Source organism: Mesorhizobium sp. Root552, assembly GCF_001427285.1.
In the GTDB taxonomy this organism is placed as follows: Bacteria; Pseudomonadota; Alphaproteobacteria; order Rhizobiales; family Rhizobiaceae; genus Mesorhizobium.
In genome coordinates this window covers 1-14,168 of record NZ_LMFV01000007.1, presented here as the reverse complement: position 1 = coordinate 14,168, position 14,168 = coordinate 1, and the positions used below count along the sequence as shown (strand labels likewise).

Genomic DNA, 14,168 nt, shown 5'->3' with positions numbered 1-14,168 from the left:
TGGTGAGCAGGTGCGTTGACGAGCGCCGAGGGGAGTGGCTTTTTGTCGGGAAAAGGCAGTAATTCCGTTAAGCTGCGACATTACAACGAGCGCTTTGTGCTCGATGCTATCCGGCGTCTGCGGGAGGCCTCGAAGTCGGATCTGGCCCGAACTGCAAACCTGACCAATGCCGCCGTCGCGGACATCGTCGACAGCCTGGAAGCATCCGGCTTTATAAAGCAGGTTGGAAAAAGATTTGGCCAGCGGGGCTCGCCTTCCACGCTTTATCGACTCAACGCCGAACGTCTGTTCAGCATCGGGATCAAGATCGGACGACGCGCCCTTGAGGCGGTAATGATCGATTTTGTCGGCAATGTGCGCTCGCGGGAAGAGCACGAATATGGCTATCCGGATCCGGCCTTGGTTCTGAAGGCCGGAAATGCGGCCTTGGCGAATTTCAAGCTTCAGGTGGAGCGTCTGGGTGAGGCGTCCATTGTCGGACTTGGCATTGCATCGCCCTATTTTCTCGGGGGCTGGAGTGAAGAACTGGATTTTCCAAGCGACCTGGACAGCCGATGGGAAGCGTATGACCTGACGAACTTCTTTAACGTGGACCCGAAGACACCCGTCTTTGTCGAGAACGATGCCTCATCCTCGGCCCATGCCGAACTGGTTTTAGGTGTCGGTTCGCGCTTTCGCGACTTCATGCACATTTCCATCGATACGTTCATCGGCGGGGGTCTTGTGCAGAATGGAAAAGTGCATACTGGGCCGCATGGCAACAGCGCTGCGCTCGGTCCTTTGCCGGTGTCGCCATCCAGCCTCGATTCCATGGCAGCCAAGCCGGCGAGATACCAAAGCCTGCTGCATCGGGCGTCGATCTACGTGCTGGTCAATCATCTGAGGTCGCGCGGCGTAGAGATCAACCGCATCCGCGAACTGGACCCGCTGCCGGCTGCGGCGCGCGCGCCATTGGCCGAGTGGATGGACGATTGCGCTGGCGCGTTGGTGGAGGCGATAATCGCAATCACCTCGGTCATCGACCTCGAGGCGATCATATTGGACAGCATCCTGCCGAGGCCAATTCACCTTGAGCTTTTGAATCAGGTGCAGATGCAGTTCAATCGGATATCCGCCCTTGGTATCGTGCCTCCAGAAATCCTGAGCGGTCAATTCGGTTCGCAAGCGTCACCGATCGGGGCTGCGACATTGCCGATGACAGCACTGCTGGCGCCTGATAGCAGCGTTCTGATGATCGGCAAGAACGCGAGCAACCTGACGGGCAGCCTCGTCGATTTCCGCTAAATCTTTTCACGTCTAAATGGCGACGAGATGCCCGCCGCCGATGTCCTGCAAAGCCACTTTGTGGGGCGCGTCGCCGACCTTGTAGGTTGAGCTCGGGATTTCCTTATCCAGACGCTCGAAGCGGATGCGCCGCCTTGCCGGGTCCGGTACCGGAACGGCTTCGATCAGGCGTCTGGTGTAGGGGTGGGAAGGGTTCGAGAACACCTGATCTCGCGTGCCCATCTCCAGGATCTGGCCGAGATACATCACTGCGACGCGATCGGAGATGTTCTCGACGACCGCCATGTCATGCGAGATGAACAGGTAGGCGATGCCGAATTCCCGTTGCAGTTCCTTCAGCAACTCCAGCACCCGCGCCTGAACTGAAACGTCGAGCGCGGACACGCTCTCATCGGCAATGATCAGCTTGGGCTTCAACGCGAGTGCGCGCGCAATGCAGACGCGCTGGCCGCCGGAAAATTCATGCGGGCCATCGCAAGTTGTCGCCCTTTGCAGCAACACACGCGACCAACCGGACGGTTTCATTGCGAGCAGCAACAGCTGCGGCGGTCCAGCCTCGTTTGCTCAAGCCTCGATCCGCACAATATGCCCGGACCCAACATTACGATAATTCGGGGTTGGCGGCACATATCCGACGGGACGTACAGGGCTCTTGAGTTCGTCCGCCTTGAGGTTACGCTTGATCCCGCGCCGTGCCGGATCGGGCACGGGAACCGCAGCCATCAGCTTCCTGGTATAGGAGTGTTGTGGATTGCCGAATACCGACTCCCGCGGTCCGATCTCCACGATCTCGCCCAGATACATGACTGCGACGCGATGACTGACGCGCTCGACGACGGCCATGTCGTGGGAAATGAACAGGAATGCCAGTTGCAGGCTCTGTTGCAGATCCATCAGCAGGTTGCAGACCTGTGCCTTGATCGATACGTCGAGCGCCGACACGCTCTCGTCGGCGACGATGACTTTCGGGTCGAGCGCCAATGCCCTTGCGATGCAGATGCGCTGGCGTTGGCCGCCTGAAAATTCATGCGGGTAGCGCGTCATCATGTCGGCATTCAAGCCGACGCGCTCGAGCAGGTCCGCAGCCTTTTGCCGGGCTTGGGTCGGCTTTCCAATTCCATGCTCGACAATCGGTTCGGCGATTGTCGCGCCGATCGTCATGCGCGGGTTGAGGCTGGCGAACGGATCTTGGAAAATCATCTGGATGCCGCGCCGCATTTCGCGAAGTTCGGATGTGCCCAGGCTTAGAACATTGCGGCCGTCGAGATCCACCTTGCCTGCGTTCGGTTCGACAAGGCGCGTTATGGAACGGCCTGTGGTTGACTTGCCGCATCCCGATTCACCGACCAGTGCCAGCGTCTCCCCCTGGAAAAGTTCGAAGGAGACGCTCTCGACGGCATGAACTGCACCGATCTTGCGGCTGAACAACCCATCACGGATATCGAAGCGTGTCGTCAGGTTTTCGACTTTCAGGATCGGCTGCGTGCGGCGGTCGACGGTGTCGGCGACTTCAATTGGTTCGATGCGCGCACCTGTCGCGGCATCGACGGTCGGAAACCGCAAAGGCCATTTGTGGCCGGTCATCGAGCCGAGGCGAGGGACGGCCGATAGCAGCGCCCTCGTATAGGGATGCTTGCCTTTGTGGAATATATCCTCGGTCGTTCCGGTTTCGATCGCTTCACCCTTGAACATCACGATGGTGCGGTCTGCGATTTCCGCCACCACGCCCATGTCATGGGTGATGAACAGAACCGACATAGCCTCCTCTTCCTGAAGCAGCTTTATGAGGTCGAGGATTTGCCCCTGAATGGTAACGTCGAGGGCGGTGGTGGGTTCGTCGGCTATGAGCAGTTTGGGCTTGCTGGCGAGCGCCATGGCGATCATGACGCGCTGCCGCATGCCGCCGGAAAACTGGTGCGGGTAGTCCTCAAAGCGTGAGGCCGCATTCGGAATACGGACCTTTTCCAGCAGGCGGATAGTTTCCGCCCGGGCTTCAATCTTGCTGATATCTCCGTGGCAGGTCAGAGCCTCTGAAATCTGCCGCCCGATCGTGAAAATTGGGTTCAGACTGGTCATCGGCTCCTGAAAAATCATGGCAGCGTCGTTGCCACGCACCTGTTGCATCTCCTTTTCGGGGAGTGAAAGCACATCTCTGCCGTTGAGCATGACACACCCTTCGATCCGACTGGATCTCTTGGCGAGCAGGCGCATGATCGACAGCGATGTAACGCTTTTTCCGGAGCCGCTTTCACCAACGATAGCAACGGTTTCTCCGGGTGCGACCTCAAACGAGACGTTTCTGACGACCGGCTTCCATATGCCATCGATGAGAAAGGATGTGGTCAGGTCGGACACGGAGAGTACCGGCGCGCTTGCGGCAGAGGCGGGTTTGGAAAGCAGCGGGTCTATCGGGTTTTTCATGGCTGTCTCGCGCGACCTGGTTCCGTTGCCATGCGTGCCTCGCTCAAGTTGCGGCCGTAGTGGCGAGCGAGACCGATTTGCGGCCAGTCGCAATCCGCTCCGCCTCAAGCGTCGCGATCTTCTGGTCGATTTCGCGCCTGTCGATCATGCCGGATGGGTTTTGACGGGTCGCCATGGTCTCCGCCACATAGAGGTAGCGCTCTTGCGCCACGGCGTAGAGGCGTCGCAATTCCGCCAAGGGATCGCCATGGTCATCGGCGCGCAGGCTTAGCCAGCCGTAGTCCTGATCGCGATAGATAACCAATGCCGCGGATTGCTTGCCGCGCTTGTCGCCGCCTACGTCCTCGCCAGCTTGCATGGCCTCAAGGAGACGTTCTGCGAGTGGTTTCGCCGCAGTTCCGCGAAAGGTTTCGAACGTTGCTTGCAGCACCTGCGGCCCCGCGAGCATGTTGCCGGCAAGCGAAACATTGTCGTCGACAATATGCCCGGCCCAGTTGATGCATTTGGACCCGGTATAGGCGGCGTTGCGCCCTTCCCCGTCTATGAGGTGGAACTGCCGCTGGTCGCGGCCTGCATCCCGATCAGCCAGTTCCGTGACAATATCCGAGGGAGCTTTGCCAGCCGCCAGCAGTGCCAGCCCGTCGACACCGTTGAGCGGGTTGACAAATGCTTGCGTCGCGACGGCGCCGATATTGCCACGAATGTACGGCACCACCCCGCCCACGGCAAAAAATCTGCTGGCGACGGCAATTCCCAGATGGCCGGTTTCGGCATCTCTTGCGACGATGGACCAGGTCACGACTACCTCCCTACAGCATAGGCCTGCATCAGGCGCGGCGTTGCAGCCGCGCGCAACAACCCATCCGCATCGCGCTTCGCTGCAGTGAGGCGTCCGACGGTCCATTCGTCGGCAACCGTCAGGCGATGCCCCTTTTTGCTCAACTCGTCGAGGACACTTTTGCCGAAAGACGCTTCGGCGATCAGGCTGCCCGGTTCACGCGTGCGTGGGTAGAAGGATGCTGGGAAATGGGCCGTGTGAAACAAGGGTTGGTCTATTGCCGCCTGCAGGTTCAGCCCGTGATGGACATGGCGCAGGAAGAATGAAAGCTGCCATTGCTCCTGCTGGTCGCCGCCGGGCGTGCCGAACGACAAGGTCGGGCGGCCCTCATAGAGAGCGATCGATGGCGTAAGCGTGGTGCGTGGACGCTTGCCGGGCACCAGAGAGGTCGGCAGGCCGGGTTTGAGCCAGAACATCTGGCCGCGCGTGTTCAGGCAGAAGCCAAGCCCGGGGACGGTTGGCGAAGATTGCAGCCAGCCGCCTGACGGTGTCACCGAAACCATGTTGCCTTCGCGGTCGATGACATCGATATGGACGGTGTCGCCGCGCTTCTCGGACAGATGGGCCATGGTCGGCTCATAAACGGCGCCCGTTCGTGAATCCTCGCCCAACATGGCCGTTGTCAGGTCGAACTGCTTTTCAAAACCCGGCACAAGGCCCGGTCGAAGGTCGAGTGACGACTGCGGGGAAATGAGCTTGCGCCGCGCCGCCGCATAAGTGTCCGATAACAGATGGGCCACCGGCACATCGGAGAATTTCGGGTCACCGTAGTAGACGTCGCGGTCGGCGAAGGCGAGTTTCATTGCCTCGGTGACGACATGGACGAAATCGGCGCCGACAGGGTCCATCCCCGCGATGTCAAAACCCTTGAGGATCGACAGCATCTGCAACAAGACCGGCCCTTGGCCCCAAGGGCCGGTCTTGGCGACTGTCCAGCCGTGGTAGTCGTAGGTCAGGGGCGCTTCGATCGTCGCCGACCAGCCTGCCATGTCATCTGCGCTCAGCACGCCTTTGTGGCGGCTGCCGCTTGCGTCCATGACCTCGGCGGTTGCGAAGTAGTTGCCGATCACCTCGGCCACGAAGCCACGGTAGAAGGCGTTGCGTGCGGCTTCGACCTGCTCTTCCCGCCCTCTTTTTGCCTCTGCCTCTGCGATGATGCGCTTCCATGTGGCGGCAAGATCCAGGTTCATTACATTCGAATGCGGGGCTGGCGCCGAACCGCCCGGCAACCATGTTTGAGCAGAGGTCGGCCACTCGGACTTGAAAAATTCGACCAGCCCCTCGATTGTTGCAGACACGCGCGGCAACACCGGATGTCCGCGCTCAGCATAGTAGATTGCCGGCTCCAGGACATCGCGCACGCTCATACTGCCGTAGTCGCGCAGCATCAGCATCCAGCCGTCGAATGATCCCGGAATAACTGTCGCCAGCAAGCCGTCGCCGGGGATCATCTTCAGCCCCTCGGACGTGTAGTGTTCGATGGTGGCCCCGGCGGGGGCCGGGCCCTGCGCGCAGATGACTTCAACCTTGTCGTTCTTCTTCGAATAGAGCACGGCCGGCATGTCCCCGCCCGGGCCGACAAGATGTGGTTCCACGACTTGCAGAACGAACCCCATTGCCACCGCGGCATCGAAAGCATTGCCGCCTTTCTCGAGGATGCTCATGCCGACCGCCGAAGCGATCCAGTGGGTGGAAGCGACGACGCCGAAGGTTCCCAGGATTTCGGGACGGGTCGTAAATGAGTTCATCATGCAATGTCCTTTTGGCAAATCATGCTTCGCGCGGATCAAGCGCGTCGCGCAGTCCGTCGCCCAGAAGGTTGAAGCCGATGACCACGAGGAAGATCGCGGCCCCAGGCCACATCGCCATCCAGGGCGCTTGTGAGAGGTAGTTCTTGGCGACGTTCAGCATCGAGCCCCAGCTTGGCGCCGGCGGCTGTTGGCCGAGGCCGAGGAAGGAAAGGCTGGCCTCCGCGATGATGGCAGTCGCGATCATCAGTGTTGCCTGTACGAGGATCGGGGCGAAGACGTTGGGCAGGATGTATCGCTTGATGATGGTGTAGTGCCTGAGGCCGATCGAGCGCGCGCCTTCGACATAGTCTTCGTTTTTGACCGAAAGTACCTGGCCGCGTGTCAGCCTGATAAAAACGGGCATCGCCGACAACCCGATGGCAATCATGGCATTCATCAGGCTCGGGCCGAGGAAAGCGGCCAGTGCGATGGCCGTTATCAGGAACGGCATGGCAAGGAAGGCTTCGGTAATGCGCGAGATGATCTGGTCGATCCAGCCACCGAAATAACCCGAGACAAGGCCGAATGGCACGCCGATAACAACGGCAATGGCGACCGACAGCACACCGGCCAAAAGAGATGCCTGCGCACCCCAGATCATGCGAGCCAGGATATCGCGGCCTATATCATCGGTACCTAGCCAGTAGGCCGCTGATGGCGCCTTGCGGATTGCCGACCAGTTTGTACCGTTCGGGTCGGCAATAGGAAGCAGCGGCGCGGTGAGCGCAAGGACGGTGAAGAATGTGATGATCGCCAGTCCGACCAACGCACCCTTGTTGGCCTTCAGCTTGCGCCATGCCCGGCTTTGCGGACGTTGGCTCGCAGGCGCCGAAAGCACGACCTGTTCGACGGTGGTCATAGATTGGCCCTCATGCGCGGATTGAGGACGACATAGAGGACGTCGGCGATGAGGTTCATCAGGATGAAGCCGATCGCCGTGCAAAGCACCACGCCTTGCACAACCGCATAGTCGCGGGTGAAGACGGCATCGACGATCAGTTTGCCGAAACCGGGAATGGTAAATATCTGCTCGGTCAACACCGCGCCCGCGAGAAGTTCGCCGAACAAAAGCGCGCTCAATGTAACGATGGGTAGGACCGCGTTGCGGAAGCTGTGCTCAAGCACCACCTTTCGTTCCGAAAGCCCTTTGGCACGAGCAGTGCGTATGTAATCGGCGCTGAGCACACTGAGCATGGCGGAGCGTGTGTGGCGCATCAGCGTAGCCGCCAAGGCGTTACCCAGGACGAACGCCGGCATAAGCATGGTCTTGATGGAATTGAGCGGGTCTTCGAAAAACGGCCGGTATCCCGAAGCCGGCAGCCAGCCGAGGTTCACCGAAACAAGCAGGATCAGCATGATCCCCAGCCAGAAGTTCGGGATCGATAGCCCCGACAGCGCAACCACATTGGCAATGTAGTCGAGCGCAGTGTTCTTCTTCACCGCCGCCAGGATACCCATGGGTATGCCTATCGCGAAGGCAAAGATCATCGACATGATCGCAAGCTGAATTGTGACGGGCAGCTTTTGCCCCACGAGCGTCAAGACCGGCAGATTGGTGCGCAGGGAAATGCCGAGATCACCCTGGAGCGCAGAACCCAGCCAGTGAGCATATTGAATTGGAACAGGATCGTTGAGCCGGTACTTCTCGCGCAGGTACTCAATCACTTGCGGGTCGCGTTCCTCGCCTGCCATGGCAAGTACCGGATCGCCCGGCAAGAGCTTCTGCAGCGAAAATACGAACACGGAAATGATCAATAGCGTCGGAATGGCGACCAGAAGCCGCTTTGCGATGTAGCTGTACATGGGCGCTTCCTGCAGCCGCGGTTTCACGCAATGCGACGCCGGGCGAGGGGTGCACCCCGACCGGCGACTGCCATTGCTCAGTCGGCTTTCTTCACGCCGGCAAGTCGGATCATGCCGTCAGGAGAAGCGACGAACCCGCTGACTTTCTTGTTCAGCGCCCAGATCCATGATTGATGGCCGATATAGGTCATCGGCAGGTCGTCCTGCAGGATTGCTGCCGCGGCGTCGTATTTCTGCTTGCGAACGGCAGTGTCCGGGGCCTGTCGCGCTTCGTTGAGAAGTTTGTCGACTTCCGGATTGCAGTATTTGGACTGGTTGAGTGCCGCCTTGCAGGTCAGGAATTGATGAATGTTGCCATCAGGATCGGCGCGCCCTGACCAATCGGATCGGCCGACCTGATAGTTGCCGGCCTCCATTTCGTCGAGCAGCGTGGTGAACTCGGTCGCCTTCAGGGAAACGTCGAAGCCGGCTTCCGCCACCATCGACTGGACGACCTGCATCATCTGCATGCTGACCGGATTGTTGGTGACGATCAATTCGACCGGCACGCGGTCGAAGCCGGCTTCCTTGACCAGTGCCTTCGCTTTTTCGATGTCGCGGGCCGGAACTGGAATATCCTTGTCGTACCACGGGCTTTGCGGGCTGAACGGCTGGTTCCCGGCAACCGAGGTGCCCTCGTAGACGATCTGGTTGGCCGCCTCGCGGTCGATTGCCAGCGAGAAGGCCTGACGCAGGCGCTTATCCTTGCCGAGCGGATTGTCGGCCTGCGCGCTGTCGCCGACATTGAAATAGATGCCAAGCCAGCCGGTGCCGACAACACTTTCGTACGAGAGACCGGGGTCCGACTTAACAGCTGCGGCGTCACTTGCCGCCAGACGCTCGATCATGTCGAGATCACCGGCGCGCAGATTGGCAAGGCGCACGGTCGTGTCCGGGATCGGCATGTACGTGAGCTTGTCGATGAAGATATTGTCCTTGTTCCAGTAGTCCTGGAATTTCTCAAGCACGATGCGGCTCTGCTGCACCCTTTCGACGAACTTGAAAGGCCCTGAGCACACTGGCTTGTTGCCGAAATCCAGTCCCATTTCCTTGGCCGCCGTCGGCGAAATCATCATACCTGCCCGGTCCGAAAGTGACGCGAGAAGGGTCACGTCCGGCCCTTTCAGGGTAAACTTGACCTCGTACTCGCCGGTTGCTTCGACTTTTTCGACGGACTTGAGTTCGCTTTTGCGCTTGGATTCAGGCAATGTCATCGAACGCGTGATGTCATAGACAACGGCCTCTGCGTTGAACGGTGTGCCGTCGTGAAACTTCACACCTTCGCGAAGTTTCATCGACAGTTCCTTGCCGTCATCGGACCAATGCCACTCGGTTGCGAGTTGCGGCACGATCTGCAAATCCGGCGAGACGTCGACCAGCTTGTCGCACAGCGCCGTATATACGATGCGGCCGACGAAGGTCTGGGATTGCGCCGGATCGAGTATATCCGCATCGTCCTGCAAGCCGATTTTAAGTTCAGTCGCGGCTGCGGGCAGCGCAAACAGCGCTCCTGCCACCAGCGCCGGCAGAAATCTGGTAATTCTCATTTTTGTTTTCCTCCCATTTTTCACTTCGGCCAGTCTGTCGTGCCGAAGTGTCTCGCTTAGCTAAGTTCCTTCTCTGCCTCCGTTTCCTGACGATCCAGCGATGTAAGACGGATCAAGCTCTCCTGCAGTGTCAGCAGATGCTGCCGCATCGCTTCGCCGGCCCTAACCGGATCATGCGCGGCGATTGCATCGACAATCGCCAGGTGCTGGCGATGGCTTAGCGGCATGCTTCTTGTTGCGTTGCGTGCGCGCTCGCGAATGGTTTGCCAGGCTGGATCCTGCCTGACCCGGTTGACCACATCGAAGATAGCGAGAAAGAACGTGTTGCCGGCGCACTGGGCAACCTGGCGGTGCAATGCGCCATCCCAAAGTTCATGCCCGTCCGCATCAGTGCTTTGACGCGTCTTGTCGATCAGGTCGTACATCCGCTCGACGTCGGGCGCCTTGGCCCGAAGTGCCGCCAGTTGTGCCAGTTGAGGTTCGATGCGCAGCCGCACCTCCATGATTTCCATGAAGTCGGTGCCTGCGACGATTGCGCCGAGATGTTCGCTCCAGCCGTCCGGCCGCAAACCGACATAGGTGCCGGATCCTTGACGCCGCCAGATTCGGCCCTCCGCCTCAAGCACCTCCAGCGCGCGTCGAATGGCGCGGCGTCCAAGACCAAGACGATCGGAGAGCGTGCGTTCGGTTGGCAATTTTCCATCGGCGCCAACCTCGCCCGACTGGAGAAGCTCCCTTAGCTTCTCAAGCGCGTAGTTGGAGTTTCCGCGAGGCTCATCCATCGATATGGCGCAATGGTGCGTACCAATTTGCAATTGGTTCAATTCAGATGGAAATGATGGGTGCAGTCAAGTGATTTCTGAAATTGGGTTGAAATCGATAAAACGAACGGCACAGCTCCCCGGCTGAGGGGAGGAGCTGTGTCGATTGTCGTGCTGGGAGCGTAACGAGAACTGTTTCGTTTTCGCCGCGCCGCAAAGCCATGTGCCGCATGGGCCTGGGCAGCGCGATGTGGGCGGGCGCGTTCCGCACCCTCGTCCAGCCGGATTAGATCGTGGCTCTGGGCCCGTGAGCGGCGACCTTGGGCAAGGGGATCACAGATATCCGAGCAGATACAGAATGATGATGCCGATCAACGGGACACCAAGTAGCCAAAGTATGAAACCTCGAAGCATGTAGCCCTCCTGTTTTTTGCAAGAGGACAATGGTCTTGGCCAGACTTTGTTCCAAGCGCTGCCAAAAAGCATCGGGCGGACATGAGAATAGCGCCGTACGCAAACTGCCGCTTGGCGGGCTGTCATCCATGATGCGCTGGCTCGGCACTGATCGGTTGCAAGGGGCAACGCGACTGAATGTGCAACAGTCGGGTTCTATGCGTCAGCCCCTGCGCGGGGACATTCCGACAATGAAAAAGCCCGTTCTGTGAAAAGCCTCACATTGGCGGTTCATTGTTGCGCCCCTTGCCGCGCCATGGTGTGGATTATGTGAAAGAATTCGGTCTCTGGGGCCAGATGGTGCCCAGGGTGGAGAACTTAAAGATAAATAACTCAACAGTTTAGGCAAAAGTGGAACACTTCGATTGCCCCACTGTTCATTGAGTTTTTCAGAATCCCGGCCCACCGATTTTTCAGTGGTCAACGTCTGACAGGTGTTTGACTACCTCGCATCGGCGCATGCCGTATCGGAGGTGCTGGCGATGGTGATCGGACGGCCTTTGCTTGATTCAGATGGGTCGCTGAAGGCGCCGTTGCGGGTTTGGTACATCAATGCGGAAGATCCGCAGGATGAAATCGACAGACGCCTTCATGCGGTGGCGAAGCAGACCGCCGGCGGCGCCACTATCCGCCGGCAGCGCGCCGTTTAGAGTTTTGCGGTTGCCAACTTGCCCATAACGGTCTGTCGATCCGTATCGGATTTCAACCGGATCGTCATGGCCGTTGCCTTCACAGGAACCTGCGGTGGAGTGTGTATAGCGACGCCGGGGACATTGGTCTCGGCCCACGTCTTGAAACGGGGCAGCTTGTTCGGGCCACTGATCGGGAAGGTTGCGCTAAATTGAAAGGTCATTGCGATATCCATGTGCCGTCGCCGCCCGGTATCGCGCAGGTGGCGATGACCAGATTGGCGGTTCAAATTGAATTGGTGTGAGATTTGCCCTGGCGCCGCGCTTGCCATCGCAGGTGGCGGCACCAGGCGGCTAGCCGATTTGGATCGGCCCTTTTCGATGAGCAATCGCAATTGTCATGAGGCCTATGTCGGCCAAGCAGACATATAATTCAAGTGGTAGGGGCGACTGCACATTCTGGCGATGTCATGGCACCAGCCGGTGATGGGCAACAGCTTCACCACAGCTGTAGAAGAAATTTTTGGGATTGGCAGCAGTCCAACGGGAGAGACGACGGCCCTGAAGCCGCCGCCATATGCGCTTAGGTAGACGCCAGAGCGGTGCTGCACGCGACCGCTAGTTTGTCGTTGGGTTTTTCTTTTCCAAGGGGAGTTGCCCATCCCGCCTTTTCGATAATGCCGCGCCGTTCATAGGATTTTGCCGCTTCGAGCGCCGCGAGTACCTCTGCCGAGTTCGGTGCGCTCTTGGACTGCGCAATGCAATACGGTGTCAGCACACCTACAACCGCTTTGACGCTGGCGTCTTCGGCCATCTTTTCAGCGGTTCCACCAGTGACCCAGCCTCCCCACGAAAAACCTATTACCGCAATCCCGATAGCGCCGACTACTGCGCCTAACATGCCGGGCTTTACCCATTCTGGGTTTGTCATCGTTGTTCTCCCTTTTGTTAGTCTGACGATGAGTACCCGTTAAAGATATCACAGAATTGTTGCATCGTGTAACAGTTCGTCATAAACTTTAGGCGCACGAGAGGATAAAAGTCCTATCTTTTTGCTCGTTCCCGCGTGCGCAAGGCGTCAAGCCGAGGATTATTTTGCTGAACTGGAGCCATGCCATATATGCGCGCACAGAAACGCCCGAAGCTGCAAACGGTATCATCAAGGCCCGACCTGAGCTTCAGACGATTGTCGATGCTTCGCCGTGCGGCGATCTGACGTTTCTGGCAACTGAGTTTCGGAAGCCGTTTTCAGCCAACGGTTTCGGCAACTGGTTTCGAAAGCGCTGCGATGAGGCTGGCCTACCGCATTGCCCGGCACATGGCCTAAGGAAAGCGGCTGCAGCGAGGCTTGCGAATCTTGGTGCCCAGGGGCGGGGTGTATATCGGATTGATATACAACGACTTATCGAAAGTTAGGGCGCTCCCTTTTCCCGCAGTTTAGGCGAGAAATCCCGAACCTTCTTGCCCTACGCAATCGGATATTTGACGAACGGGGTAGCGCGCTCCATCTATTCCAAGCGGCGGACCTGAAAAGGACCGTCAGGCCGGCGCGGAGTATTCCCTCCCTCCTGAAGGTGCAAACCGCGTCGGCCATCATATGAGGGCTCGACATGTCCGACCACGTATTGCCTCAACGGAAAATGCCGAAGCTGATCGTCGTCATGGCGTTCGACAAGGACGATGACGGCAACCTGTTCACCGCCTTCGGTCCCGCCGACCAGCGATCAGAGGAACGGGCCGTGACGCTGGCGCGCTCTCTTGCCGACAAGCACGCCGGTGTGATTGCATGGAGCCGTGACGCCAATCCCGATCTTGGGGAATATGGCGCACCGACGACGTTGTTCACGGCTGGCGATGTACCGGACATGGAATAGCCGTCAAAGGTCGAACAGGTCATCCCTGAGTGGGTCTAGGATATCGGGCGTGTTGTTCACCGGCTTACCGACCTTGCTGCCGATCTTCCACATGGTCATGAGTTCGTCCGGAAACGGCTTCATGAGGTCTGCCGGATCGGGATCGAACAACCAGCGGTCATAGTCTTCCGGCTTCAGGATGACGGGCATCCTGTCATGGATATCGGCAATCATCCGGTTCGGTTCGCAGGTGATAACGGCGAACGTCTTGATTACCTCTCTTGTGGTCGGATGCACCCACTCATCATGGATCGCAGCCAGGGCGAACGGTGCGCCCGACTTCATCGCAATGGCGTAGGGCTGCTTGTTCTTGCCGGTGCCGTGGATGTCCTTCCACTCGAAAAAGCCGTCGATTGGCATAAGCGCCCGCCCAGTGCGGTATGCCGAGCGGAACGAGGGCAGCACCTTGATCGTCTCTGCCTTTGCGTTGATCGGCTGCCTTCCGCCACTCTCATCCGTAACCCATCGCGGGATCAGGCCCCAGCGCGCCTTTACAAAGGCACTGGAACGTCTCGCGATCTCATCAACAACGATGATCGGATACATTTGGCGGGGAGCGCCATTCCAGCGTGGAAACTGGTTCTCCAGCCCTGCCGCGCCCGAAGGATCGGCAAAGGAGAACTTTGCAACCATGTCGGCAAGCGACCGTTTGACATGAACACGTCCGCACATAAGCTGGACGATAGGCAT

The 14,168-nt window shown here is 58.8% G+C and carries 13 protein-coding genes and 1 pseudogene; 3 read left to right on the top strand and 11 right to left on the bottom strand.

Features of this window, described 5'->3' with window-relative positions; genetic code table 11:
* Positions 1-96: 96 nt before the first annotated feature.
* Positions 97-1,284: an ROK family transcriptional regulator gene (locus tag ASD50_RS04095; protein WP_056236528.1), complete on the top strand. Its 1,188-nt coding sequence runs from the start codon at positions 97-99 to the stop codon at positions 1,282-1,284.
* A 12-nt stretch (positions 1,285-1,296) separates the two neighbouring features.
* Here ASD50_RS04095 and ASD50_RS04090 read toward each other — a convergent pair.
* The 8 genes and pseudogenes from ASD50_RS04090 to ASD50_RS04055 form a co-directional block, all read right to left on the bottom strand.
* Positions 1,297-1,752: pseudogene (locus ASD50_RS04090) on the bottom strand (ABC transporter ATP-binding protein); the annotation flags it as partial.
* Between the two features lie 96 nt (positions 1,753-1,848).
* Positions 1,849-3,705: an ABC transporter ATP-binding protein gene (locus ASD50_RS04085; RefSeq protein WP_056236523.1), complete on the bottom strand. Its 1,857-nt coding sequence runs from the start codon at positions 3,703-3,705 to the stop codon at positions 1,849-1,851.
* Between the two features lie 43 nt (positions 3,706-3,748).
* Positions 3,749-4,504 (bottom strand): DUF1028 domain-containing protein, encoded by a 756-nt coding sequence (locus ASD50_RS04080; protein ID WP_056236521.1) that lies wholly within the window; start codon positions 4,502-4,504, stop codon positions 3,749-3,751.
* A gap of 2 nt (positions 4,505-4,506) precedes the next feature.
* Entirely contained in the window at positions 4,507-6,291 is a 1,785-nt protein-coding gene (locus ASD50_RS04075; protein WP_056236696.1) for a gamma-glutamyltransferase family protein, read from the bottom strand.
* 22 nt (positions 6,292-6,313) lie between these two features.
* A complete protein-coding gene (locus ASD50_RS04070; protein WP_056236518.1) occupies positions 6,314-7,192 on the bottom strand; it encodes an ABC transporter permease in 879 nt (292 codons plus the stop codon).
* Positions 7,189-8,136, bottom strand: a complete 948-nt coding sequence (locus ASD50_RS04065) for an ABC transporter permease (RefSeq protein ID WP_056236515.1) — start codon at positions 8,134-8,136, stop codon at positions 7,189-7,191. Before ASD50_RS04065 ends, ASD50_RS04070 begins: the two co-directional genes overlap by 4 nt.
* A gap of 77 nt (positions 8,137-8,213) precedes the next feature.
* Complete coding sequence (locus tag ASD50_RS04060; protein ID WP_056236512.1) at positions 8,214-9,722, bottom strand: ABC transporter substrate-binding protein; 1,509 nt, start codon at positions 9,720-9,722, stop codon at positions 8,214-8,216.
* 56 nt (positions 9,723-9,778) lie between these two features.
* On the bottom strand, positions 9,779-10,510 hold the full coding sequence (locus ASD50_RS04055; protein WP_056236694.1) for a FadR/GntR family transcriptional regulator: 732 nt from the start codon (positions 10,508-10,510) through the stop codon (positions 9,779-9,781).
* Between the two features lie 860 nt (positions 10,511-11,370).
* Between ASD50_RS04055 and ASD50_RS04050 the strand changes: the two genes are divergently transcribed.
* Positions 11,371-11,586, top strand: coding sequence for an AAA family ATPase (locus tag ASD50_RS04050; protein WP_056236510.1), 216 nt, complete (start codon positions 11,371-11,373; stop codon positions 11,584-11,586).
* Here the strand turns inward: ASD50_RS04050 and ASD50_RS23740 are convergent.
* Both ASD50_RS23740 and ASD50_RS04040 read right to left on the bottom strand, forming a co-directional pair.
* Positions 11,583-11,954, bottom strand: a complete 372-nt coding sequence (locus tag ASD50_RS23740) for a hypothetical protein (protein WP_244484424.1) — start codon at positions 11,952-11,954, stop codon at positions 11,583-11,585. The genes ASD50_RS04050 and ASD50_RS23740 overlap by 4 nt on opposite strands.
* A gap of 194 nt (positions 11,955-12,148) precedes the next feature.
* A complete protein-coding gene (locus tag ASD50_RS04040) occupies positions 12,149-12,496 on the bottom strand; it encodes a hypothetical protein (RefSeq protein ID WP_056236505.1) in 348 nt (115 codons plus the stop codon).
* Between the two features lie 679 nt (positions 12,497-13,175).
* Between ASD50_RS04040 and ASD50_RS04035 the strand changes: the two genes are divergently transcribed.
* Positions 13,176-13,439: a hypothetical protein gene (locus ASD50_RS04035; protein WP_056236504.1), complete on the top strand. Its 264-nt coding sequence runs from the start codon at positions 13,176-13,178 to the stop codon at positions 13,437-13,439.
* 3 nt (positions 13,440-13,442) lie between these two features.
* Here ASD50_RS04035 and ASD50_RS04030 read toward each other — a convergent pair whose 3' ends face one another.
* Complete coding sequence (locus ASD50_RS04030; protein WP_056236692.1) at positions 13,443-14,150, bottom strand: SOS response-associated peptidase; 708 nt, start codon at positions 14,148-14,150, stop codon at positions 13,443-13,445.
* Positions 14,151-14,168 lie beyond the last annotated feature (18 nt).